Source organism: Paenarthrobacter sp. R1, from assembly GCF_030264015.1.
GTDB lineage: Bacteria > Actinomycetota > Actinomycetes > Actinomycetales > Micrococcaceae > Arthrobacter > Arthrobacter ureafaciens.
Map to the genome: position 1 here is coordinate 4,455,648 of NZ_CP127115.1, position 24,168 is coordinate 4,479,815.

At 63.5% G+C, this 24,168-nt stretch carries 17 protein-coding genes; 15 read left to right on the forward strand and 2 right to left on the reverse strand.

Annotation, left to right across the window (positions count from 1 at the left end; translation table 11 throughout):
* The first annotated feature begins 88 nt into the window (after positions 1-88).
* Positions 89-2,050 (forward strand): 3D-(3,5/4)-trihydroxycyclohexane-1,2-dione acylhydrolase (decyclizing), encoded by a 1,962-nt coding sequence (gene iolD, locus QN084_RS21195; protein WP_069696470.1) that lies wholly within the window; start codon positions 89-91, stop codon positions 2,048-2,050.
* Between the two features lie 87 nt (positions 2,051-2,137).
* Complete coding sequence (locus tag QN084_RS21200) at positions 2,138-3,493, forward strand: aldehyde dehydrogenase family protein (RefSeq protein ID WP_069696471.1); 1,356 nt, start codon at positions 2,138-2,140, stop codon at positions 3,491-3,493.
* A gap of 112 nt (positions 3,494-3,605) precedes the next feature.
* On the opposite strand, the gene QN084_RS21205 is transcribed toward QN084_RS21200, so the two are convergent.
* Positions 3,606-4,790 carry a Gfo/Idh/MocA family protein gene (locus QN084_RS21205; RefSeq protein ID WP_069696472.1) on the reverse strand — a complete coding sequence of 395 codons (1,185 nt, stop codon included), beginning with the start codon at positions 4,788-4,790 and terminating at the stop codon, positions 3,606-3,608.
* Positions 4,791-4,977: 187 nt separating this feature from the next.
* Here QN084_RS21205 and QN084_RS21210 point away from each other — a divergent pair, with 187 nt between their 5' ends.
* The 13 genes from QN084_RS21210 (at position 4,978) to QN084_RS21270 (ending at position 21,688) form a co-directional block, all read left to right on the forward strand.
* Positions 4,978-5,745 (forward strand): SDR family NAD(P)-dependent oxidoreductase, encoded by a 768-nt coding sequence (locus tag QN084_RS21210; RefSeq protein WP_168529810.1) that lies wholly within the window; start codon positions 4,978-4,980, stop codon positions 5,743-5,745.
* Between the two features lie 53 nt (positions 5,746-5,798).
* Positions 5,799-7,556, forward strand: a complete 1,758-nt coding sequence (locus QN084_RS21215; RefSeq protein ID WP_170828608.1) for an IlvD/Edd family dehydratase — start codon at positions 5,799-5,801, stop codon at positions 7,554-7,556.
* Between the two features lie 32 nt (positions 7,557-7,588).
* Positions 7,589-8,602 (forward strand): D-2-hydroxyacid dehydrogenase, encoded by a 1,014-nt coding sequence (locus QN084_RS21220; RefSeq protein WP_062096760.1) that lies wholly within the window; start codon positions 7,589-7,591, stop codon positions 8,600-8,602.
* Between the two features lie 32 nt (positions 8,603-8,634).
* Positions 8,635-10,092 (forward strand): APC family permease, encoded by a 1,458-nt coding sequence (locus tag QN084_RS21225; protein ID WP_069696473.1) that lies wholly within the window; start codon positions 8,635-8,637, stop codon positions 10,090-10,092.
* Positions 10,093-10,116: 24 nt separating this feature from the next.
* Complete coding sequence (gene iolG / locus QN084_RS21230; RefSeq protein WP_069696474.1) at positions 10,117-11,127, forward strand: inositol 2-dehydrogenase; 1,011 nt, start codon at positions 10,117-10,119, stop codon at positions 11,125-11,127.
* A gap of 322 nt (positions 11,128-11,449) precedes the next feature.
* Positions 11,450-12,334: an ATP-binding cassette domain-containing protein gene (locus tag QN084_RS21235; RefSeq protein ID WP_069696475.1), complete on the forward strand. Its 885-nt coding sequence runs from the start codon at positions 11,450-11,452 to the stop codon at positions 12,332-12,334.
* Positions 12,331-13,329, forward strand: coding sequence for an ABC transporter permease (locus tag QN084_RS21240; protein WP_021472189.1), 999 nt, complete (start codon positions 12,331-12,333; stop codon positions 13,327-13,329). The genes QN084_RS21235 and QN084_RS21240 overlap by 4 nt, the downstream gene beginning before the upstream one ends.
* Before the next feature lie 69 nt (positions 13,330-13,398).
* A complete protein-coding gene (locus QN084_RS21245; RefSeq protein ID WP_021472190.1) occupies positions 13,399-14,367 on the forward strand; it encodes a sugar ABC transporter substrate-binding protein in 969 nt (322 codons plus the stop codon).
* Between the two features lie 113 nt (positions 14,368-14,480).
* A complete protein-coding gene (locus QN084_RS21250; protein ID WP_069696520.1) occupies positions 14,481-17,450 on the forward strand; it encodes an FAD-binding and (Fe-S)-binding domain-containing protein in 2,970 nt (989 codons plus the stop codon).
* A 110-nt stretch (positions 17,451-17,560) separates the two neighbouring features.
* Positions 17,561-17,758 (forward strand): hypothetical protein, encoded by a 198-nt coding sequence (locus QN084_RS21255; protein WP_021472192.1) that lies wholly within the window; start codon positions 17,561-17,563, stop codon positions 17,756-17,758.
* A 75-nt stretch (positions 17,759-17,833) separates the two neighbouring features.
* The gene (locus QN084_RS21260) at positions 17,834-18,523 is read left to right on the forward strand and encodes a TetR/AcrR family transcriptional regulator (protein WP_062096768.1); all 690 of its coding nucleotides are present in this window, start codon (positions 17,834-17,836) and stop codon (positions 18,521-18,523) included.
* A 142-nt stretch (positions 18,524-18,665) separates the two neighbouring features.
* Complete coding sequence (locus tag QN084_RS21265; RefSeq protein ID WP_069696476.1) at positions 18,666-20,129, forward strand: APC family permease; 1,464 nt, start codon at positions 18,666-18,668, stop codon at positions 20,127-20,129.
* Between the two features lie 95 nt (positions 20,130-20,224).
* Positions 20,225-21,688, forward strand: a complete 1,464-nt coding sequence (locus tag QN084_RS21270; protein WP_069696477.1) for a protein adenylyltransferase SelO — start codon at positions 20,225-20,227, stop codon at positions 21,686-21,688.
* A 15-nt stretch (positions 21,689-21,703) separates the two neighbouring features.
* Here the strand turns inward: QN084_RS21270 and QN084_RS21275 are convergent, their stop codons facing one another.
* Positions 21,704-24,100, reverse strand: coding sequence for a thiamine pyrophosphate-binding protein (locus tag QN084_RS21275; protein WP_069696478.1), 2,397 nt, complete (start codon positions 24,098-24,100; stop codon positions 21,704-21,706).
* Positions 24,101-24,168: the final 68 nt, after the last annotated feature.

A 24,168-nucleotide genomic window follows, 5' to 3' on the forward strand; every position in this document is an offset into this window, starting at 1 on the left:
ACACAACGTTGCTTTCCCGCAGTGAAAACCTGAGGTTCGGGCGAATCGGTTTGCAAATGCCGACGCACCTACGAATTTAGGAGAACGCATGACTACCACAGCCGCTGCTGACATCGGCACAGACGTCAAGACCGCAGCCGACAAAAAGGCCGTCCGCCGCCGCACTGTCGCACAAGCAATCGTTGAGTATTTGCAGGTCCAGTACAGCGAACTGGACGGCGAGAAGCGCCGACTGGTTCCCGGCATGTACGGCATCTTCGGCCACGGCAACTCCGTCGGCCTGGCCCAGGGCATCGACGAATACGGTTCCGACTTCACCTACTATCAGGCCAAGAACGAACAGTCCGCAGTTCACGCAGCCATCGGCTTTGCCAAGGCGTCCAACCGTGCCGCCACGCTGGCTTGCACGGCCTCTGCCGGCCCTGGTTCCACCAACATGGTCACCGGTGCTGCAACCGCCACGACCAACCGCCTCCCGGTGCTGTTGTTCCCCGCGGACATCATCAACAACCGCTTTGGCGATCCCGTGCTGCAGCAGATCGAGCACCCGGTGGAGCGCGATGTCTCCGCCAACGACTGCTTCCGTCCGGTCAGCCGCTACTTTGACCGGATCACCCACCCGGCCCAGCTGCTGTCCACCCTTCCGGAGGCCATGCGCGTCCTTACCGACCCGGTGGAAGCCGGTGCGGTCGTAGTATGCCTGCCGCAGGACATCCAGGGTGCCGAGTTCGACTTCCCGGAGACCTTCTTCACCCCCCGCGTCTGGCACATTCGCCGGCGCCCGGCAGTTGAGGACGAACTTCGTGACGCCGCCGGGATCATCCGTAACGCCCGGCGTCCGCTGCTGATCGCCGGTGGTGGAGTCCGCTACTCCAAAGCACAGGAAGAACTGGCGCGTTTCAGCGCCGAATTCGGCATCCCTGTCTCGGAAACGTACGCCGGTAAGGGCAGCGGCCCCGTCACCGAGTTGAACCTTGGTGCGCTGGGCGTGACCGGCACAGTGGGTGCCAACGAGATCGCCGACGCCGCGGACGTCGTGATTACGGTGGGTTCGCGCCTGCAGGACTTCATCACGGCCTCGCACTCCCTCTTCCAGAACCCTGACGTGAAATTCGTCAACCTCAACGTTGGTGCGTTCGACGCCCACAAGATGGGATCATTCCCCGTCATCGGTGATGCCAGGCTGAACCTCGCGGCCCTCCGGGAACGCCTTTCCGCCGTCGGCTATTCGACATCGGCGGGATTCAGGAGCGACATTGCCGATGCACGCAAGGCCACGCTGGAAGTGCGCAACCACGACCTGGAGGCCTTCCCGGGCGAGAAGATGAGCCAGGCGCAGGTCATCGACGCCTTGAACAGGACCACCACGGGCGAGGACGCGCTGATCCTGGGCTCCGGTGGCGTGGTGGAGGGCATCCACAAAGCCTGGGATCCTTCAAACGGCACCGAAATCCACTTCGAATACGCCAACTCCTGCATGGGCCATGAGATACCCGCAGGACTGGGCTACCGAATCGCCCGCGACGGCGAGCCCGGTGAGGTCTATGTCCTCATCGGTGACGGCACGTACTTCATGCAGCCCACTGAACTGGTAACCGCAGTGCAGGAGCGCCAGAAGATCATCACGATCGTGGTCGACAACCGTGGCCACCAATGCATCTGGCCGCTTCAGGTCGCCAAGGGCGGCCCGGGCCGTGAATTCGGTACGCAGTACAAGGAGCGCAACGCCGGGTCCGGACGCCTTGACGGGCCGGTCCTGGAGTTCGACATCGCTGCCAACGCGGCCAGCATGGGCTGCGCCGCGTGGTCAACAACCACCATCGAGGAGTTTGAGGGCGCCCTGGCCGAGGCCCGTGCCGCTGAGGGACCCGCCGTGATCGTCGCCCACGTCGAGCAGTACCGGTACCTGTCCGGCAACGGCGCTTTCTGGGACGTCGGAGTGCCGATGACCTCCCAGCGCCCGGGCAGCCAGGAAGGTACCGCCAAGCACCTCGAAGGCCGCGCCCGCCAGCGCTACTACGCTGCCACCACCGCACCCGAACCGCGCTAGGCACATCGGGCGGGACCGCTCCATCGGCGGTCCCGCCCGCTTGTTTTTCGATAACAGTCCCCACTTCCTGACCAAGGAGCATTCACTATGAGCTCATTTGCCGTTATTGATCCGGCTACCGGAACCATTCATGCCGAGTACCCCGCGGCCACCGACGCAGAGGTCGAGGCAGGACTCGGCGCAGCACAGAAGACATACCAGGAGTGGTCCCGGACCACGACCGTGGCCGAGCGCGCTGTCTTGGCCAAGCGCCTCGCGGACCTGTTCGTTGAGCGCAAGGACAAACTGGCCGCCATCATCAACCGTGAGATGGGCAAGCCGTTGCAGCAGGCCGTGGGGGAAGCCGAGTTTTCCGGTTCCATCGCAGCTGCCTTCGCCGAGCACGCGGAAGAGTGGCTCGCGGACGAGGAACTGGAGGTGGCGGATGGACTGAGGACCTTCTTCCGCTACCAGGGCCTCGGCGTGATCCTGGGCATCATGCCGTGGAACTACCCCTACTACCAAGTGGCACGGTTCGCGATCCCCAACATCATCCTTGGCAACACGGTGATCGTCCGCCACGCCAGCCAGTGCCCGGAGTCGGCGTTGGCGTTGGAGGAACTCTTCCGCGACGCAGGTTTCCCCGAGGGTGCCTACGTCAACCTGTTCGCCACCCACCAGCAGATTTCCACCATGATCGCGGACGACCGCGTACAGGGTGTCTCGCTGACCGGTTCGGAGCAAGTGGGTGCGATCGTGGCGGAGCAGGCCGGACGTGCCCTGAAGAAGTGCGTCCTGGAGCTTGGCGGCGCCGACGTGTTCCTGGTGCTCGATACCGATGACGTGGACCTTGCAGTGAAGAAGGCCGTGATGGGCCGCATGGGCAACACGGGCCAATCGTGCAACGGTTCCAAGAGGATCGTGGTGCTGGACAAGTACTTTGACGAGTTCGCCGGGAAGTTCAAGGCTGCCATCGCCGGCCAGTCCTACGAGAACGGCGATTTCGGCCCGATGTCCTCAGATTCGGCCACAAAGTTCCTGGCTTCCCAGGTACAGGGTGCGTTGGACCAGGGCGCCGAAATCCTAGTGGGCAACAATGAGCCCCAAGGCAACGTCTTCACTCCGACGGTGATTACCAACATCACCCCGTCCATGGACGTTTACAGCGAGGAGCTGTTTGGTCCGGTCGCCCAGTTGTACAAGGTCAGCAGCGACGAGGAAGCAATCAAGCTCGCGAACTCCTCGCCGTACGGCCTGGGTTCGGTGGTGATCTGCGACGACGTCGAGCGCGCCGAGCGCGTCGGCAACCAGCTCGACGTCGGCATGGTCTTCGTCGGTGCCTACGACCTCAGCGGTGCGGACGTGCCATTCGGCGGCGTCAAGAAGTCCGGCTACGGCCGCGAACTGGGCAAGGTGGGCATGTTGGAGTTCGCCAACAAGAAGCTGTTCCGCTTCGCGAAGTAGGTCCTGGGAGTGTAGTTTTCAACGCAGCAGAAGGAGGCCGGATCATTGCGATCCGGCCTCCTCCTTTGTCCAGGTTTCCTTCTTTGTCCCCGATTCCTTCTTTGCCCGGGACTCAGGCTCCGTACGTGGTCTGCCCGGACACTTCCGGGATGTCCACCCAGCCGCCGGAACCAGCGCTCTGCAGGGAAGCATCAACGAGTTCCGAAGCGGACCAGCCGTCGGCGGCGGAGGGGCCGAGCTGCTTGCCTTCGGCCACGGAACGCAGGAACAGCGCGGCCTCGATGGTCTTGAGGTCGTTGAATCCGATGCCGGGGCCGGGTCCTGGCTGGAAGCGGCCGAATTCTCCGTAGGACGGCGGGGTCATGATGGTGCGGTATCCGCTGCGGTCCGTGGCGAGTTCAAGCTGGTTCATTCGTTCGAAGTTCCAGCGCAGCGAGCCTTCCGAGCCGTACACCTCGATGATGTATTCGGCGTGCGGGCCAATGGCTACGCGGGTGGATTCGAACATACCGATCGCGCCGCCTTCAAAACGGGCCAACATCGCCGTGTAGTCCTCGTTCTCCACTTCACGGGTGACGTCCGATGCCTGGCCCATGTCGAAGGAGTTGGAGGACTTGCCTGCGGGCAGTGGACGGTCCTTGATGAAAGTTTCGGTGACCGCGTTGAGCGAGGTGATCCGGCCAACCAGGAACTGTGCAAGGTCGAAGCCATGGCTCAGGACGTCGCCAAGGACTCCCGAACCGGCGCGTGCCTGCTCGTAACGCCATGTGAAGACCTGCGTCGGGTCGGAGGCATAGCCCGTGAGGAGGCGGATCTGCACGTTGGTGATCCGGCCCAGAGCGCCAGACCGGATGAGCCGACGGGCTTCCGCGACAGCCGGTGCGTGCCGGTAGTTGAAGCCCACGGAGGTGATCAGCCCTGCAGCTTCGGCGCCCTGGGCTATTTCGCGGGATTCCCGGGCACTGCGGCCCATGGGCTTTTCGATCCAGAAGTGCTTGCCGGCCTCGATGGTTGCCATGGCGATTTCGTGGTGCAGGAAGTTGGGGGAGCAGATCGAGACAACGTCGACGTCCGGGTTCTCGAGTACTTTGCGGTAGTCGGTGGCCGTTTCCTTATAGCCGAGTGCGTCCTCGGCGTGGTGGCGACCGGCGTCGTCGGGGTCTGCGGCGATCACCAGCTCGGGGTGGCGCGGCAGTTCAGGGAAGAACTGCTTCGTAGCGAGGTAGGCGCGCGAGTGCAGACGCCCCATCCACCCCACCGAGATGAGGCCAACGCCAATGCGGTTCTGGTCTTCCAAAGTGGACTCCTTAGTTTGTGCCGCTTTCCGGCGGTGCTGTGCCGCGCATAAAGACGGCATCTGCCCATCAGCCTAGGAACCCACGGAGGGTGCGCTGTGTCTCAATCTGAGACATCCGGGGCCGGGGCGGGGCTGTTTGAGTAGAACGTACTAGTCCCGCAACGCCAACCAAGAGGAGCCGTCGACGATGATGCACCGCAGCCCGTGGAAACGGACGGAACCCTTGCGGGTGATCGTCACAGGAGCGACGTCCGGCGTCGGAGCAGCGACCGCGAAACTGTTCGCTGCCCGTGGTGCCCGGGTAGCGCTGCTGGGCCGCCGCCCGGGGGAGCTGCGGCGCGTTGCGGGAGAGCTCGACGGCGGTGCGCACCACGTGGTTGCCGACGTCGCCAGTGCAGAATCGGCCCGGAACGGCGTCCGGGGAGCCATTCACGCCCTCGGCGGGCTGGACGTGGCAGTCAACGCTGCGGGGGTTGCAGGCTACGCGGCCCTTGAGGACCTGGACGAGGACCGCTGGCGTGAGGTGCTGGACACCAACCTTTCCGGCACCTTCTACGTCGCGCAGGAAGCGGGCCTCCACATGCGCAGGTCCGGGGGAGGGGCGATTGTCAACGTTGCCTCTGACCTCGCAACCATGGGCGTTGCAGGACTGGCCCACTACTGCGCCGCGAAGGCCGGCGTCGTGGGGCTCACGAAGGCGCTGGCCCTTGAGTTGGCGCCCTCTGTCCGTGTCAACGCCGTCTGCCCCGGGCCGATCGACACGCCCATGCTGCGCACCGGCCTGGACGCCGCGCCGGACCCGGTTCTGGCCCTGCGGCAGAAGGAAAGCGCCGTCCCGCTCAGCCGGCTAGCGGAGCCGGAAGAAGTGGCGGCGGCCATCTTTTTCCTCGCCGTCGAGGGCACGTTCGCCACTGGTACCAGCATGGCGTTCGACGGCGGCACTTCGGCCGCTTAGAAGCTTCACCCGACACCTCATCAAGACAAACAAGCCAAGGAGCTTTGAAGGTTATGTCCGATTCGAAGTACAACGATCTCCGCAGCGCACGCTGGTTTGCGCCGCACGACCTCACCGGATTCGTGCACCGCACCGCCATCCAGGCCGAAGGCTTCTCGCGCTTCGCCATTAAGGACCGGCCGGTCATTGGCATTGCCAACTCCTGGTCGGAGCTGGTCAACTGCAACATCCACTTCAAGCTGCTTGCCGAGGCCGTGAAGCGTGGCGTCCTGATGGCCGGTGGTTTGCCGCTGGAGTTTCCCACCATCTCCTTGGGCGAGAGCCTGATGAAGCCCTCGGCCATGCAGTTCCGCAACCTGATGGCCATGGACGTCGAGGAATCCATCCGTGCCTACCCGCTCGACGCGATCGTGCTGTTGGGCGGCTGTGACAAGACCGTCCCCGCGCAGCTCATGGGAGCCGCCAGCGCAGACATACCCACCATCATGCTGACCGGCGGCCCCCAGGAGCCCGCCCACTTCCGGGGCAAGCAATTGGGTGTCGGGACGGACACCTGGAAGTACGCCGATGAACTGCGGGCAGGAAAGATCACCGAGGCCGACTTCGACGAACTCGAGTCCGCCGCCAAGCCCTCCGCCGGGCACTGCAGCGAAATGGGCACGGCCTCCACCATGACGTCCCTCGTTGAGGCCTTGGGCATGTGCCTCCCGGGCAGTGCGTCCATCCCCGCCGTCGACGCCCGGCGCGGGCAAGCCGCTGAAGCCACTGGCCGCAGGGCCGTTGAAATGGCCCTGTCAGGTCCGAAGCCCAGCGAGATCCTGACCAAGGAAGCGTTTGATAACGCCATCACGTTGCTGATGGCCGTAGGTGGCTCCACCAATGCCGTGGTTCACCTTTTGGCACTTGCCCGCAGGGTGGGTTACGACCTTCAGCTGGACCGGTTCCACGAGATTTCGCAGCGCACTCCGCGGATCGCCAACGTCCGCCCGTCCGGTGAATACCTCGTGAAACAGCTCTTCGAGGTCGGCGGCATCCCCACGGTACTGAAGGCCCTGGATCCGCTGTTGCACCGGGATGCCTTGACCGTCACGGGCGAACCCCTCGCAAAGGGCTACGAATCGGCACCTGAGCCGGACGGCGTCGTCGTGAGCACGCTTGAGGCGCCGTTCGATGCATCCGGTGGCATCGCCGTCGTTCGCGGCTCGCTGGCCCCGAACGGTGCGGTGATCAAGCGCAGCGCAGCCTCCAAGGACCTGCTGCAGCACAAGGGTTCGGCCATAGTTTTCGAGGACATCTACGACCTTGGCCGCAGGATTGACGATCCGGACCTGGACATCACGGAGGACTCGGTCCTGGTGCTCCGCAACAGCGGCCCGGTGGGTGCGCCCGGAATGCCGGAATGGGGCATGCTGCCCATTCCGCAAAAGCTGCTGCGCAAGGGTGTCCGGGACATCGTGCGGATCTCCGATGCCCGCATGAGCGGTACCGCGTTCGGCACCACGGTGCTGCATGTGTCCCCTGAAGCTGCCGTGGGCGGTCCGTTGGCCATTGTCCGGGACGGCGATCCGATCGTGCTGGACGTCGAAAACCAGCGCCTGGACCTCGACCTCCCCCAGGAGGAGATTGAAGCCCGGCTCGCTGACCTCAAGCTTCCGCAGCCCAAGTATCGCCGCGGCTACGGCCGACTGTTCATTGACCACGTCAACCAGGCTCACGAGGGCTGCGACTTCGATTTCCTCAAGGGCCTCCCTGATGAGGAACCGCAGCGCCTGCCGTATGGCCTGATGAGCGGCTGGCAGGGCGGCTGGTGAGAAGCCGCGACGAGGAAGGGCAGGGAACGGGCATGTCACGACCCAAAGTAATTGTCATCGTCCAGGAGGGCCGGCCGTTGCCTCCTGTGGAGCGGCTGGACGCCGAGGCCGAGGTAGTGGTGGTCCGGTCCGCCGAAGAGTTCAGGGCGGCGCTGCCCGGGGCGGAAATCCTGTTCCTGAACGACTTCAGGACGAAGCTTCTGCGTGACGTTGGTCCGGGGGAGCTGCGATGGATCCACACCTCGAGCATCGGCGTGGACAGCCTCATGACCCGGGAGATCATCAACGGCGACATCGTGGTGAGCAATTCGCGCGGCGTTTGTGAACGGCCCATCGCCGAGTGGGTCCTGGGTGTCCTGTTGATGTTCACCAAGGACCTGCGCCGAACCATCGAACTGCAGCAAGCAAGGACCTGGCAGCACCGGGAAACCGAACCGTTGCTGGGACGCAAGGTCCTGGTGGTCGGCCCTGGACCTGTGGGGCGCGAGACGGTCCTGCTGCTGCGTGCGGCGGGCATGGATGTGTCGGTCGTCGGGCGGACAGCGCGTGAGGATAAGCAACTGGGCGCCATTGCCTCCTTCGAGGAGCTGGACCTGCTCCTTGGGGAGGCCCAGGACGTGGTGCTGACCGTGCCGCTCACTGAGGAGACGCGCGGGCTGTTCAACGCTGCACGCTTTGACAAGATGCGTCAGGGAGCACGGTTGGTCAATGTGGGCCGCGGGGCCGTGGTGGTGGAACAGGACCTGCTCGACGCCATCGACGCCGGGCACCTGGGTGCAGCAGCCCTGGACGTTTTCGCGAACGAGCCGTTGGCAGCTGAAAATCCACTCTGGAGCCGCAGCAACATCCTGGTCTCGCCCCACGCCTCCGGGGACCTGATCGGGTGGCGTGGCCGAGTTGTGGACTGCTTCGCAGCAAACCTGCAGAAGTGGAAGACGGGCGAGCCGCTCAATGACATCGTGGACCTGAAAAAGCTTGGCGGAACCGCTCCAAAACCCCTGTCCCAAGCTGGTACAGTGCTCCCACAATCCGCGTCGATAGTGTGATTCAGCACTCAAAACTTCGCGACGAGGATTACATGTCAAGCACAACAAAAGGGAAGCAGACGCCTACCCGGACCCAGGAAGACAAGCTCAGCGGCAACATGGGGGTGGGCGAGCTCGTGATGAACGTGCTCGCCTTCTCCTCCCCGCTGACCACCGTTGCAGGCACCCTGCCTGTGATGCTCCTTTTCAGCGGGCACACCGCTCCGGGCATCTACCTCCTGGTGACGTTGATGCTCCTGATCTTCTCGGTGGGGTTCGTCAGGATGAGCCGCAGCGTGGACGCTCCAGGCGGCTTCTATTCATTCGTCACCGCCGGCCTTGGCAAGCCGGCCGGTCTTGGTGGTGCACTGTTGGCGCTGGTGGGTTACATCTTCATCGGCTTCTTTGCGCCGTCCCTGTTCGCCCTCACCCTGCAGGGCTTTGTGGTGAACACCCTGGGTGGTCCGGAGATTCCGTGGTACTGGTACGGGTTGGGCATCATCACCGTCACCACGCTGTTGGCTTACAACCGCATCGACTTGTCGGCAAAGGTCCTGACGGTAGTCATGTTGCTGGAATCGGCCGTGGTGGTCATTTTCGATGTGGCCGCGTTCGCCTCGGGCGACGTGTCACAGGGTGTCGAGTTCTCCATGCCCTGGATCACCGACGCCGGGTTGGGCCTGGCCCTGTTGTTCGCCGTGGGAAATTTCTTCGGGTTCGAAGCGACGGTTATCTACCGGGATGAAGTGAAGAACCCTGACCGGACCATTCCCAGGGCCACGTATCTGGCGGTGGTCGGCATTGGCCTGTTCTACGCGGTGGCCGCATGGGCCTACACGGCATTCCTCGGCGCTGACAATGTCCAGGACGAGGCCAAAGCAAACACGGTGAATCTGTTCAACGACGGAGCCACTGCGCTGGTCGGCAAGATTTTTGCCGATATCGGGGTGGTCCTGTTGATCACGTCGATCCTGGCCTCCATGCTGTCCATCCAGAATATTGCGGCCCGGTACAGCTTCTCGCTGGCTGCCGACGGGGCGCTGCCGAGGATCCTCGGCAGCGTCCACCCACGGCACAAGTCCCCTTATGTTTCGGCGGTGGGCGTGGGCATCGTTTGGGTGGTTGCCACTGTGGTGTTCACCCTGGTGGGGGTTGCTCCCGAGGCCCTCTATCCGATCGCCAGTGGAAGCGGCACGTTCTCGGTCCTGCTGCTGATGTTCATTACGAGTTTCGCGGTGCTGGTCTACTTTGTGCGCCGCCGCAGTTTCGCTCCCGAATCCGTGTGGAAGACCATTGTTTCCCCCATCGTCAGCGTGCTGTTCCTTGGCCTGATTACTTATCTGGCAATTGCGAATTATCCCGAGCTGATCGGTGGATCGGCCGTCATGACGGCAATTTTCATGACATTTACTTTTGCGTTGTTCATCGGCGGCATTGTTTATGCATACTTCCTGCGTTCAAAGCGTCCCGAGGTCTATGCGCGTTTAGGCCGGCAGAAGATCGATCAATAACCACTGCATTATTGGAGGGCTGCAATGACGCAACAGATCAGGGTTGGCCTGTTCGGGACCGGGAGGATCGGTCAGGTGCATGCCATGAGCCTGGCAACGTTGGAAGAAGCGACGCTCACCTGGGTGTGCGATCCATACCTGGAAGGTGCCAAGCGGACTGCTGCCGAGTTCGGCGGCAGGGTCAGTGACGACCCCGCCGAAGTCTTTGCTTCAGGGGAAGTGGATGCCGTCATCGTGGCCTCTCCGACCGCTACCCACGTGGAACTCATTGAACAGTCGATCGATGCAAATATCCCCGTGCTGTGTGAGAAACCTGTTGACCTGGAGATTGCCCGGGTTGATGCACTCCGGGCCAAGGCGGCTGCTGCGGATGTTCCGATCGCTTTGGGGTTCAACAAGCGCTTTGACCGGCATTTTGTGGAACTACGGCGGCGGGTGGGGGCCGGGGAGATCGGTGCCTTGGAGCAGTTGATCATCACGAGCCGGGATCCAGGGGAGCCGCCGGCGGCTTACCTGCCCCAGTCCGGCGGGATTTTCCGGGACATGACCATCCACGACCTGGACATGGCCCGCTACTTTCTTCCGGACATTGTGGAGGTCTCGGCCCGCGGTGCCAACGTCTTCAGCGAAAGCATCCGGGAGGCGGGCGACTTCGATTCCACCGTGGTCACCCTTCGGGGTTCCAACGACGAACTCGTGACCATCCTCAATTCAAGGCATTCCGCGTACGGCTACGACCAGCGCATCGAGGCCTTCGGCTCCACCGGTTTGCTCCAAGTGGCCAACAAGAACGACAGCCTGGTGCGGCATTGGGGCACGCGTTCCGTCGAGGGGACAAGCCCGTACCAGAACTTTTTCCTGGAGCGCTATGCGGAGGCGTACCGGCTTGAAGTCGCCGAGTTCCTGCGCGCTGTCCGCGGCCTGCCCTCCCGGAGTCCCGGCTTCGAGGACGGCCGTGCTGCCTTGGTCCTGGCCGACGCGGCGGAGAAGTCAGCCCGAACAGGCGCTGCCATTGCCGTGGATTTGTCAGCGTAGCCCTTTGATTGCCCGGCCCGGGCACGGATTCTTTCGCAACAATCCGTGCACGGGCCGGGCATTTCCCTTTTAACTCCGGCTAATTCCCATTGATTCGTTTCCTATGGCAACAATTTCCGCAAGCCGTGTTCCAAAGTGGTACACACGCCGTTGCGTCGAGTCCGTCAAAGTTCAAGTAAGTGAAACAGAGTGGCGCAGGTCACGCGGTTTATGGGTGTCTTTGGATTTCCCGCCTCCGCAACGTCAAACAATGTGGTTGGACGGACCATCGCCAATGGTGTTTCACCGGTTCATTTGCTTGGCCCTATCAATCGAGGATGAGATGACCGATGCACCACCGGTGACAGCTCCACTTGTCGCCCTCAAGGACATACACAAGACATTCGGGGCGGTGTCCGCATTGCGCGGCGTCAGCATCGATGTCATGCCCGGCGAAACCTTCGCTCTGCTAGGAGACAACGCCGCCGGCAAATCAACGCTCATGAAAGTGCTGACGGGCGTCTACCAGCCCGATCGGGGCGCCATTGAGCTGGATGGAAAACGGACCGAGTTTCCTACGCCGTCCGCTTCCCGGGATCAGGGTGTCGAGATGGTCTACCAGGACTTTGCCCTGGCAGACAACCTGGACGTACGCACCAACATCTTCCTTGGCCGGGAACCACAGAAGAATATCCTCGGTCCGCTGGTGCGGATCATCGATCGCAAGAAGATGGAATCCGAGACCAAGCGCGTGCTGGAGCGCCTGGACATCCCCATCAACCCGCGCCTGAAGGTCAAGCGCCTCTCGGGCGGTCAGCGGCAGGCCGTGGCCATCGGGCGCGCCCTGGCATTCGATGCACGTCTGATCATCATGGACGAACCCACTGCCAACCTGTCGGTGGCCAAGGTGGACAAGTTGATCGAAGTCACCCAGCGGCTCAAGGATCTGGGGATTGCAGTCATCATCATTACCCACCGGCTCGACGAAGCCTTCGCAGTGGCAGACCGCTTCGCCGTCATGCGCCAGGGGCAGGTGGTGGGCCGGTTCCGCGTCGGCGAGGTCTCGGAAGCCCAAGTGGCCCACCTGATCTCCCACGGCACCTTGGATGACTACGTCGACACCGGAAGCGGCATCCCCGATGACCGCCGCAAGATCGGAAGCACGTCAAGCAAGGAAGCCGTTGATGCCATGTCCGTTGGCGGACCTGCAACCGGGAGCGACTCATGAGCCTCACCATGGACAACCTCAAGACGAAATTAGGACCCGCCGATCTCAAGGAGGGCCTGACGGCCACCAAGGTCAAGCGGTTCATTGGGGACTACGGGATCATCATCCTGTTCGTGGTGATCCTCATCGTCCTTGCCGCGGCCGCGCCGAACTTCCTGACCCTGAACAACATCGTGAATGTGGTCCGGCAGTCATCGATTATCGGCTTGATCGCGCTGGGAATGACGTTCATCATGATCACCGCGGGTATCGACCTGTCGGTTGGTTCGGTCGTCGGCTTGGCGGGCATGACATTCGCCATCCTGGCACCCGCCAGTGGCGGCGCCTTCTGGCTCCCCCTGATAGCCGGCCTGGGTGTGGGACTCCTGGTCGGTTTCCTCAGCGCAGCCATGGTTGTCTGGGGAGCAATCCTTCCCTTCCTGGCCACGCTGGCCACCATGGCCATAGCCCGTACCGCAGCCCTGGTCATCACTGACGGGCAGGTTGTTTCCGGGTTGAGCGGACCGGCCGAATGGCTGGGCTCCGGTTTCCTGGGTCCCGTTCCGGTCCCTGTGATCATCTTCCTGCTTGCCGCCATCATCTGTGAGTTCGTGTTGAGCCGTACCAAGTTCGGCTCCCATGTGTACGCCGTGGGCGGCAACGAAGAGTCGGCCAAGAAAGTGGGCATCTCCACCAGCCGGGTGCTCTTCACCGTCTACCTGATCGGTGGCGTGACGGCTGCCTTGGGCGGTCTTGTCCTGACGGCCCGCCTGGATGGCGCCGCACCCGTGGCAGGTACCGGATACGAGCTCCAGGTGATCGCCGCCGTCGTGATTGGCGGCACGAGCCTCTTCGGCGGTGTCGGCACCATCCGGGGAACCGTGATCGGTGTCCTGCTGCTGGGCGTCGTCATGAACGGCATGAACCTGCTCGGCGTTTCCTCCTACTACCAGCAGGGCGTACAGGGCGTGATCCTCGTCCTCGCCGTGCTGCTGAACCGCTGGAAATCCGACTAGTCCAGCACCCAACCAACGCAACACCACCATCTCCAAGCGCACAGACAAAAACCACTGAAAGGAACAACCATGGGAATGCGACACAAGCTCGCTGCGGCCACAGCCATGTTGGCTGCCGGAGCCCTGACCCTCACCGGCTGCGGAGGCAGCAGCAACGCCAGCGGTTCCGAACAGTCCGGGAAGAGCTACAACATCGGTGTTGTGGTCCTCGACCTGCAGGACCCGGACTTGGCGCACATGACCGACGCCATGAAGAAGACGGCTGAAGAAAAGGGCGTCAAGCTCAACATCACCGACTCCAAGAAGGATGTGGGCAGCGAACTGAACCAGGTTGAGGACCTCCTCACCCGCCAGGTGGACGCTGTTATCATGCAGCCCCTGGACGGCGATGCCAGCCAGAACGCCGCCAAGCGGGTCATCGCTGCCAACATCCCGTTGTTCATCCTGTCCACCGAGTTCGCGGAAGGCTCTGACGTCGGCTACAAGAGCTACATCGGTGTCGATGACACCGTAGCCGGCCAGATGCAGGCCGAGTACCTCAACAAAGTCATGCCCGACGGCGGCAACCTGGTGTTCGCCGCGGGCATCTACGGTGCCTCGTGGACCGACCGCCGCAAGTCCGGATTCGACAAGACGATCAACAAGAACTTCAAGATCGTGGCCGAATTCCAGGCCAAGGGCAGCCGCGACGACGCCAAGCGCAACATGGAAGACACCCTCCAGCGCTTCCCGTCCGGCCAGATTGACGCCGTGGTGGCCAATAACGACGAAATGGCCATTGGTGCCGCGTCGGCCATTGAGGACGCAGGCCGTACGGCTGAGTTCAAAGCAGTAGTCGGCGTCGACGGAACCGAGCCTGCCTTGCAGGACATCAAGGCCGGCACCATGTCCGCGACGGTCCGCCAGGACTCCGCGGGGCAGGGCGTCAAGGCAGTGGAGGTTGTTACGGACTTCCTCAACGGCTCCAATGTGGACAACCGCTACACCTTGCCATTCACCCTCATCACCAAGGACAACCTGTCCGAGTTCCTGAAGTAGCCACTTCCGCATAAGGAAACGGGCACAGTGGATTCCGTCCGCTGTGCCCGTTCTGTTTTGGCACAGTCCGCCTGGCGGGCCCCCGCCTAGACTTCCACAGGACCACTATGGAAATGGAGAAGTCGATCATGCCCCACGGCCACGGCGGAGACCCAACACTGACGCGGCTGCTTGCCGCTCTGCGCGGGCAAGGCATCGAGGTGGACGATTCTCCGCGTCGCCTCTCCGAATACTCCTACGACGCCTCCAACTACCGCGTCCGGCCTGCCGGCGTAGCCTTTCCGGCAAACGTCGACGACGTCAGGGCAGTCGTGCGCGAATGTTCGGCCCTGGGCATATCCATCACGCCGCGCGGCGGCGGCACGTCCATGGCGGGCAATGCGATCGGCACTTCCTTGGTGCTGGACCTGTCACGCCGGATGGCGGCCGTGGAAAAGCCCGACGCCGGCGAGGCAGCAGTGTGGGTGGATGCCGGCGTGGTCCTCGGTGAGCTGCGCTCGTACATAGAGTCCGTCACGGAAGGCACGTTGACCTTTGCTCCCGATCCCTCATCCATGACCCGGGCCACTGTGGGCGGTTCGATTGGCAACGACGCATGCGGCAACCACTCAGTGGCCTATGGACGCATGACGCAGCATGTCGAGGAGGTGGAGCTCGTCACGGCTGACGGTGCCTACCTGCGCGCCGGGCGGAACTTCCTATGCGCCGTTGATCACCGGGACGGGCACTCCGTTGCCCGGGCAGCAGAGCTGCTCCACGGGTTGAAGGAGCTCGCCCAGGCCAACCTGGCTGCACTCCGGGTAGAACTGGGAAACATCCCGAGGCAGGTCTCGGGTTACCACTTGGGACACCTGTTGCCCGAAAACGGCCTGGATGTTGCCGCTGCCATGGCCGGCAGCGAAGGCACTTGCGCCATCGTGGTCAGGGCCAAGGTGCGCCTGGTTCCCAAGCCGCGCACAACAGCGCTGCTGTGCCTCGGTTATGCGAACACCATAGATTCCGCCCGCGACGTGATGACCATCCTCGCCGCCAAGCCAAGCGCCATCGAAGGCCTGGACGCGTCAATTGTGGACATTATGCGCCACAGGCGTGGTGCCGGCAGCGTTGACTCCCTGCCGCAGGGCAAGGCGTTCCTGATGGTCGACTTCCCCGGGGACACGATTCAGCAGGCCTCGGCTGCTTGTGAGCGGCTGCTGGCCAAACTCGCCGCCGACGGCAGGATCCTCGATCATGCCCTGGTCACCGAACCCCTGGAGCGGGCCAAGCTCTGGCGCGTCCGTGAAGACGGGGCAGGGCTGTCATCCCGCCGGATTGACGGGATCCAAACATGGCCGGGCTGGGAAGACTCCGCCGTTGCCCCGGATCGATTGGCGGACTACCTCGCGGAGTTGCTGCCCCTCGTGGAGAGGTACGGCTACACCGCTTTCATGTACGGACACTTCGGCGCCGGCTGCGTCCACATGCGCCTCGATTACGATCTCCGCAGCGACAACGGACGTCATACGTTCGAGGAATTCACCCGGGAGGCGGCCAAGCTCGTGGTGGCCCACGGCGGATCACTGTCCGGGGAACATGGCGACGGTCGCGCACGCAGCGAACTGCTGGAGGTGATGTACACACCGGCAATGCTTGGCATCTTCAAAGCATTCAAGCACCAATGGGACCCTGCAGGAATCCTCAATCCCGGAATCATCGTGGACCCCGAACCCTTCGCCGCATCGCTTGCCTTGGCGGGTGTTGCCCAACCCGGCCCCGGCCACGGCGAGCCCGACGCGGCGCCGGGTACCGCCGTCGTGCATTCTGCAGGAAACCGTGAATTGCTCCCGGTGGTGAGCCCGTTTGTGGGCAACACGCACGCATGCATCGGGGTGGGGCGCTGCCGGGCGACGTCCGGCGGATTCATGTGCCCCAGCTACCGCGCCACCAAGGACGAGAAGGACTCCACGCGGGGACGGGCAAGGGTCCTTCAGGAACTGGTGCGGGCCAAAGGAACCAGCCATGACGGCTGGTCCAGCCCCGAAGTCCGCGAGGCCCTGGACCTCTGTTTGTCGTGCAAAGCGTGTTCCGCCGGCTGTCCCACGGGAGTGGACATCGCCGAAGCAAAATCCCAACTGGTGGATGAACATTACCGCGGCAAGATCAGGCCGTTCACGCACTACTCCATCGGTTGGCTGCCGCGCTGGCTTCCGTTTCTGACGCGCATCGCGCCGATCGCCAACGCGGGAACCGCTGTCCGCCCCTTCCGCATCGTTGGTGAATGGCTGGGCGTCAGTGCACGACGCCGGCTACCGGACTTCGCAAAGCGGGGCCGGATCCGGCGCCGGGTCCGTGAGGCACGCTTCACGGACAATGCCGACCTCCTCCTGTTCATCGACAGCTTCACCCGGGCCTTCCGCCCCGAAGTAGTCCCGGCCGCTGCCCGGGTGCTGCGCGACTCGGGCGCCTCCGTGGGCTGCACCCCGGACGCCTGCTGTGGCCTGACGTGGATCTCCACTGGTCAACGTGACGGGGCGCGACGCCGGCTGGCACGGCTGATTACCAGGCTCGACGACGGAACTGACCGGCCCATCGTGGTCCTGGAACCGAGCTGCGCGGCCACCATCCGTGACGAGGGTCCCAAGATGGTGGGCGGGGCGGCGGCTGCGCGGGTAGCTGCCCGGGTCCGCTCGTTCTCCGTCGCCGTTGATGAAGCGATGTCACGCGGCTGGAGGCCCACGGCCCCAGCGCCGGAAAAGGCCGTACTGCAAACCCACTGCCATGAACACGCCGTGTTCGGCTCCGGCGCCCAGAAGCGCGTTCTCCAAGCCTGGGGTGTGCCGGAGCTCGTGGAGTCGTCCTCATGCTGCGGAGTTGCCGGCAACTTTGGCTTTGAGGCTGAACACTTCGACGTGTCCATGCAGGTAGCCCGGCACTCCCTTGCGCCGGCGCTGGCAGCCGGCGGCGGGGCGCTGGTCCTGACAGACGGGTTCAGCTGCGCCATGCAGGTCTCGCAGCTTGATTCCAATCGCTCCAGCCTCCATTTGGCGGTGGCGTTGGATCCCGGACCGTCCCGCGAAGCCGGGCGGGTGCCTGGTTCATGGTGACCGGGCGGCGCGCAGCCGCGGGTGTCCCAAACTGACACGGTTGGTGCGTTGGCAGGGGATTGATGCTTGAAGAGACCCAACAACCCCCTTATTTTTGAGAGTTGATCTCGATGATGAACAGGAAGCTCGCAGAAGGACGGCACGCCGAATGGTTGCGGGCATCGGCACGCTTCAACGAAACCGATCTTGGCGAGCGGACTGACCTTCACGTGAAGCGCTCCGGGAAGCTCGTCCACCGGATCCTTCCGGACATGGCGCAAGGGCGCGACATCAGCGACGCCTCGCCATGGCCAACACCGGGCTCATAGCGGGACGAAGAACCCTTCCCTGCCTAACGACCGTTAGTTAGACTCTAGGGAGAGTCATCCCATCCTGAGGAAGCCATGAGTCAATCGCCGCGTGAGCAGGCAAACGCCGCCATCAAGAAGTTTCTGTCCCGCCGGGATTGGTCCGCCGAATCTCCTGCCCGCCGCCGTACGCTGGCCGCCTTTCTTCGCCTGGCCACGGAACACGGCTTCGAATCGGTGTCAATGCGCACCTTGGGCCACGAGCTTGGCTTGAAGGCTCCGAGCCTCTATTCGAGCTTTCCCCACGGCAAGGACGAGATTGTCGCCGAGTCACTCCGCTGGTTCACGTACAGATTCGCCCATGACCTGCTCGACGCCGCCCTGCCCTCGAGGAGTCCCGAGGAGTACTGGGAGGTGCTCGTGCGCTTCCATTTTGCCCAGCAGCTGCGGCGGCCTGAAGCCGATCTCTGGAACTTCCTGGTTGCCAGGGACAAGGTGGCGCCATTCCTGGACCCGGATGCGCGTGAAGAAGCCTATTCGTGGCTGGAGCTGCATGAACGCATGTACGGCGCGGCGGCGGAAGAAATGGGAAGGAGCATCACCGCTGAAGGCATCAAAGCGGTCTTCACGGTGCTCGACGGAGCACAACGATGGTCCGCGTGGAACGGAACCGAAGCCGAACTGGAACGCCTTTCAGACCACGCCGTCGAGTTGACCCGATCGATTCTTGACGTCGGAAGCCGGGAGCCCGTTCCTGGCCGGATGGTCGCCGCCGCCGCGCACTAAACCCCGAAGCGGATCCGGGCCCGGACGGGACCCCGGCCCTTGCCGGGCTGATAACGGCAAGGGTGTCCCGATCCGGCACAGCATCGGCTGGAGACCAGTCGATACTCTCATTCAGCATTGAACAACCAGTGATGAGGATTACATGAACAACACCTCGCTTGACGTACCAAAGGTGACGCGTCAGAACAAGGAAAACCGGCTCAGCGGCAACATGGGAGTCGGCGAGCTCGCAATGAATGTTCTGGCCTTCTCTTCGCCCTTGGCTACCGTAGCCGGTACCCTCCCCGTCCTGCTGATGTTCAGCGGCCAGACGGCACCGGCGATTTACATCGGCGTGACGCTCATGCTGCTGATCTTCTCTGTGGGTTTCGTCAAGATGAGCCGCAGCGTCCAAGGCCCGGGTGGTTTCTATTCCTTCGTCACTGCGGGCCTGGGGAAGCCTGCGGGTCTGGGGGGTGCGTTCCTGGCGCTTATCGGTTATATCTTCATCGGATTCTTCGCCCCATCCTTCTTCGGGGTGACGCTGCAAGGATTCGTGGCCAGCACCCTTGGTGGTCCGGACATCGCTTGGTACTGGTATGCGCTGGCAATAACGGCTGTCACCACGGTACTGGCTTATAACCGCATTGATTTGTCGGCGAAGCTGCTCACTATCGTGATGCTGCTCGAGGTGGCCGTCATCATCGTTTTCGACATCGCCTCGTTCTCCGCCAACGGTCTCGAGACCGTCCAGAGTGTTGGATTTGCCCTGCCATCGATCACGGACGCCACCTTGGGATTGGCGTTGTTGTTTGCCGTGGGGAACTTCTTCGGTTTCGAAGCCACTGTCATCTACAGGGATGAGGTCAAGGATCCGGATAAGACCATCTCCCGCGCCACGTACCTGGCGGTAGCAGGCATCGGCCTCTTCTACGCGGTAGCAGCGTGGGCGTTCATCGCGTTTCTTGGGCCGGAGAAGGTCCAGGGAGAAGCTGAGAGCAATACAGTCAACTTGTTCAGCGATGCCGTCACTGGACTTGTCGGCAGAATCTTTGCGGACATCGCGGTTCTGCTTCTGATCACCTCAGTGCTTGCGTGCATGTTGTCCATTCAGAACATTGCCGCGAGGTATAGCTTCGCCTTGGCCTCGGATCGCGCCCTGCCGTCGTTCCTGGGCCGGGTTCACCGGCGCCATAAGTCGCCGTACGTTTCCGCCGTAGCAGTGGGCATCGTTTGGGCCGCGGCCATCATCCTCTTTACCGTCCTGGGTGTCGCCCCGGAAGTTCTCTACCCCATCGCCAGCGGCAGCGAAACTTTCGCGGTGCTGCTTCTCATGTTCATTACGAGTCTCGCCGTGCTCGTGTATTTTGTCAGGCGTCGCAGCTTCGCACCGGAATCAGTGTGGAAGACGGTGGTTGCACCTGTCATCAGCGTCCTGTTCCTGGGCGCGATCACGTATCTGGCCATAGCCAATTACCCCGAGCTCATCGGGGGATCGCAGCTCCTCACCATCATCTTCATGACGTTCACCTTTGCCCTCTTCCTTGGCGGGATTGCCTACGCGTTGTTCCTTCGCTCCAAACGACCCCACATCTATGCGGGGCTTGGCCGCCAGCGGATCGACTGATGCCCCAACGGCCGCTGAGCATCATGCGGCGACTGAAGGCATCACGGGGAATAAGCATCCTGATTAGTTCGGACTGCGGCGGATAGCATGGGAGCATGAGTGCATTTGCGCAGCCGACAGTTGTCCTGGGAAACCTCTTCGCCACGGAGTTCCCGGAATTGTCCGTGCCGTGGCAGGCGGAGCAGGCGCCTGCCCCGCAGCTGGTGGTTCTCAACGCGGAACTGGCGGGGGAGCTTGGCCTGGACACCGCGTTCCTGCGGAGCGAGGAAGGTGTCCGGTTGCTGCTGGGCGGCGCCGTCCCTGCAGGTGCGGCGCCGGTAGCGCAGGCTTACGCGGGGCACCAATTCGGCTGGTATTCGCCCCGGCTTGGTGACGGCAGGGCGTTGCTGCTGGGGGAGCTCACCGACGTCGAAGGGCGGATCCGTGACCTGCACTTGAAGGGTTCGGGGCGGACCCCTTTCGCCCGGAACGGTGACGGCCGGGCCGTTCTGGGTCCGATGCTGCGTGAGTACATCGTCAGCGAGGCCATGCACGCGCTGGACATTCCCACCACAAGGTCCCTGGCGGTGGTCGCAACAGGAGCCCACGTACAGCGGGAGTCCGTGCAGCCCGGAGCAGTCCTTGCCCGGGTGGCCGGCAGTCACCTGAGGGTGGGGACTTTCCAGTACGCCCGCAACACCAATGACATGGATCTTCTCCGCCGCTTGGCCGATCACGCCGTCCAGCGCCACCACCCCGCAGCCGGCGAGGAGGACAATCCATACCTTGCCCTGCTCAGGTCCGTCATTACTGCCCAGGCATCCCTCGTTGCCCGGTGGATGCTGGTGGGCTTCATCCACGGGGTGATGAACACCGACAATATGACCATCTCGGGCGAAACCATTGATTACGGCCCGTGTGCCTTCATGGAAGGCTTCGACCCCGGCACGGTCTTCAGCTCCATCGATGAAACGGGCCGCTATGCCTACCGGAACCAGCCTCCGGTGGCTGAATGGAACCTTGCCCGGTTCGCTGAATCGCTGCTGCCCCTCATCCACCCGGACCAGGAGCGGGGTGTTGCCATGGCTGTCGAAGCCCTGGAAGGATTCCGCTCCCAATACAGTGCCGCTTGGTCTGAGGGCATGGTGAAGAAGATCGGACTCTCCCTCGCCACGTCAGGGGAAGACGGTTCAGCACTGGTCGATGAACTGCTGGCTATTGTCCAGGAAGCAGGCGCCGACTACACGTCGTTCTTCCGGAAGCTCGGCCAGGCGGCCCGGGGCAATGCCGCCCCCGCCCGCGGAATGGTCCTGGACCTCCCTCGTTTTGACCGCTGGCTGGCTTCGTGGCAGGCAGCGAAACCGGACGCTGACGCCATGGATAAGGTCAACCCCGCCTACATCCCGCGGAACCACCTGGTGGAGGAGGCCCTATCGGCAGCGAGCGGCGGGGACACCGGCCCGGTTACTGCGTTGCTTGAGACCGTCACCTCGCCCTGGCTGGAACGGCCGGGCTTTGAGCGGTTCGCTGAACCGGCACCCGACGGCTTTGGTCCCTACCGCACCTTCTGCGGGACCTAGCCGCCGGGCCGGTTGTCACTGCACGAGGTCCAGGACAGCACGGACCATGCTGTCGCTGTCGATCCCGTGGTAGCGGTAGACGTCGTCGACGGCGCCCGCCTGTCCGAAAGCGTCCACGCCGAGGTTGCGGCTCTTGACCTGGTGCACGCCTGCGAGGAACGCGAGGGTGTGGGGGTGGCCATCAAGCACGGTCACCATGGGGACTGCCCGCTCAGCGGGCAGGATCTGGTCCAGGATCCAGGTGGGTGCGTCCGGGTTTTGTCCGTTGCGGCCTTGCAGGGCTTCATAAAGCAGGCCCGGGCTGGTGACGCAGACGACGTCGACGGCGGTGCCCTGTGCGGCCAGGCGATCGGCGGCGGCAAGCGCATCCGGCACCATGGCGCCCATGGCGGCGATGGTCGCTGCCGGGGCAGGGGCAGCCCGCAGGAGGTAGCCGCCGGCCACTGCTTGACGACGGCGGCGCTCCCGGGCGGCGGGATCGGCCGGTACGGCGGCCAATTGCTGGTCGACGGGTTTCGTGGAGAGCCGCAGGTAGGCGGATTTGCCGCCGGGGCGCCCCAGTTGGGACATGGACGCCAGCAGCGTCCACTCGACGTCGATGGCGAAAGCGGGCTCGTAGCTGGTGCAGTTGGGCTGTTCCAAACCGATGGACGGGGTCTTGATGGACTGGTGTGCCCCGCCTTCGGGGGCCAGCGTCACCCCCGACGGGGTGCCGACCAGAATGGATTGCCCGCCGGCATAGATGCCGTAGGACCAGGGTTCCAGGGCCCGCTCCACGAACGGATCGTAGAGTACGCCGATGGGGAACAGCGGCTGTCCCCATCGGCTCCAGGTTGCGCCGAGTTCGCCCAGCAGGCTCACGAGGTTCACTTCGGCGATGCCAAGTTCTATGTGCTGGCCGGTGGGTTTTTCGTGCCAGTGCATGACGGTCTCGGCGTCGTCGCTGAACCAGTTGGTCCGTTCTTCTACCGACCACACGCCTACCTTGTTCACCCAGCCGGCAAGGTTGGTGCTGGAACTGACGTCCGGGCTGACGGTCACCAGCCGGCGCGCGACAGCGGGTGCCGCACGGTTGACGTCGAGCAAGGTTCGGCCCAAGGCTGCTTGCGTGGTTGCCGTCCCCGACGGCGTCCTGCCGAAGTCCACCGGGACGGCGGGCGGGGCCGTTGCAGGTTGAGCGACGCGCCGCAGGGCTTCTGCAGTGGTCCGCACCAGTTGGCCCTCGGTGCTGTCGGCGTCGAAACGTCCCCAGGGTGTGTCGGGGTCCTCGCCCATGGCGTCCGCGAGTTGGCGGTACTGGTCCACGGTGAGCAGCGAGGAATGGTTCTGTGGATGGCCCTCGGTAGGCAGGCCGTTGCCTTTGATGGTGTAGGCGATGATCACGGTAGGCCGGGTGTCATCGATCCGGGAGTACGCTTCGCGGAGCGCGGCGAGGTCGTGGCCGCCGAGGTTCCTGATGGCCCGGGTCAGGGTGTGGTCGTCGACGCCGGAAATCAGCTCCGCGATATCCGCAGCGTCGGCGCCCCCGCCAGGGAGCCGGCGTCGAACTTCCTCGGGGGAGCAGCGCAGCAGCCGCTGGTATTCCGGGTTGGACATGTCGAGAATGCGCTTCCGCAGCGCGCCGCCGCCGGGCCGGCCCAGGAGGCTTTCCAGCAGGTGGCCGAAACGCACGGTGATGACCTGCCAGCCGGCAGCCTCGAACAGGCGCTCGATTTTGCCTGCGGCCACGTTCGGCACCACCCGGTCAAGGGACTGCCTGTTGAGGTCCACAATCCAGACGATTTCCCCCAGATCCGCAACATTCGAGTCCAGGACAGCTTCCCAGATGGCGCCCTCGTCGAGCTCCGCGTCGCCTACCAACGAGTACTGGCGCCCCCTGTCCGGTGTGCCGCTCACAGACCCGTCGCTCACAGTCCCGCCGTTCACAGTCCCCCCGCTCACGGTTTCGATGTACCGCCGCGAGATGGCACCCCAAATGGGCGCGGTGGCCCCGATGCCGACGGAGCCCGTGGAGTAGTCGACGGGATCCGGATCCTTGGCGCGGCTGGGGTAGCTCTGCAGGCCCCCGAACTCACGCAGCGTGGTGAGGTACTTCTCGTCGAGGCTGCCCAGCAAATAGTTGATGCTGTGGAGCACCGGCGAGGCGTGGGGCTTCACGGAAACACGGTCCTCCGCGCGGAGTTGCCCGAACCACAGAGAGGTCATGATCGTGGCCATGGAGGCACTCGAGGCCTGGTGGCCGCCAACCTTGATGCCGGAAGGGTTGGGGCGCACCCTGTTGGCGTGATGGATGATTGAGGTCGCAAGCCACAGCACCCGTCGTTCTATCGCGGCAAGGGCCTCCAATTCAGGGGTGCAAAGCGTCGGGGCTGCAGTGCTGGCCAGGGGGTCGCTGACTGGGGTTGGATTCATACGATGCCTTACTGGGGGTGTCGGTGGGACAGGGGTATGGCGGATGCCGCGGAGACGGGCCGCCAAAG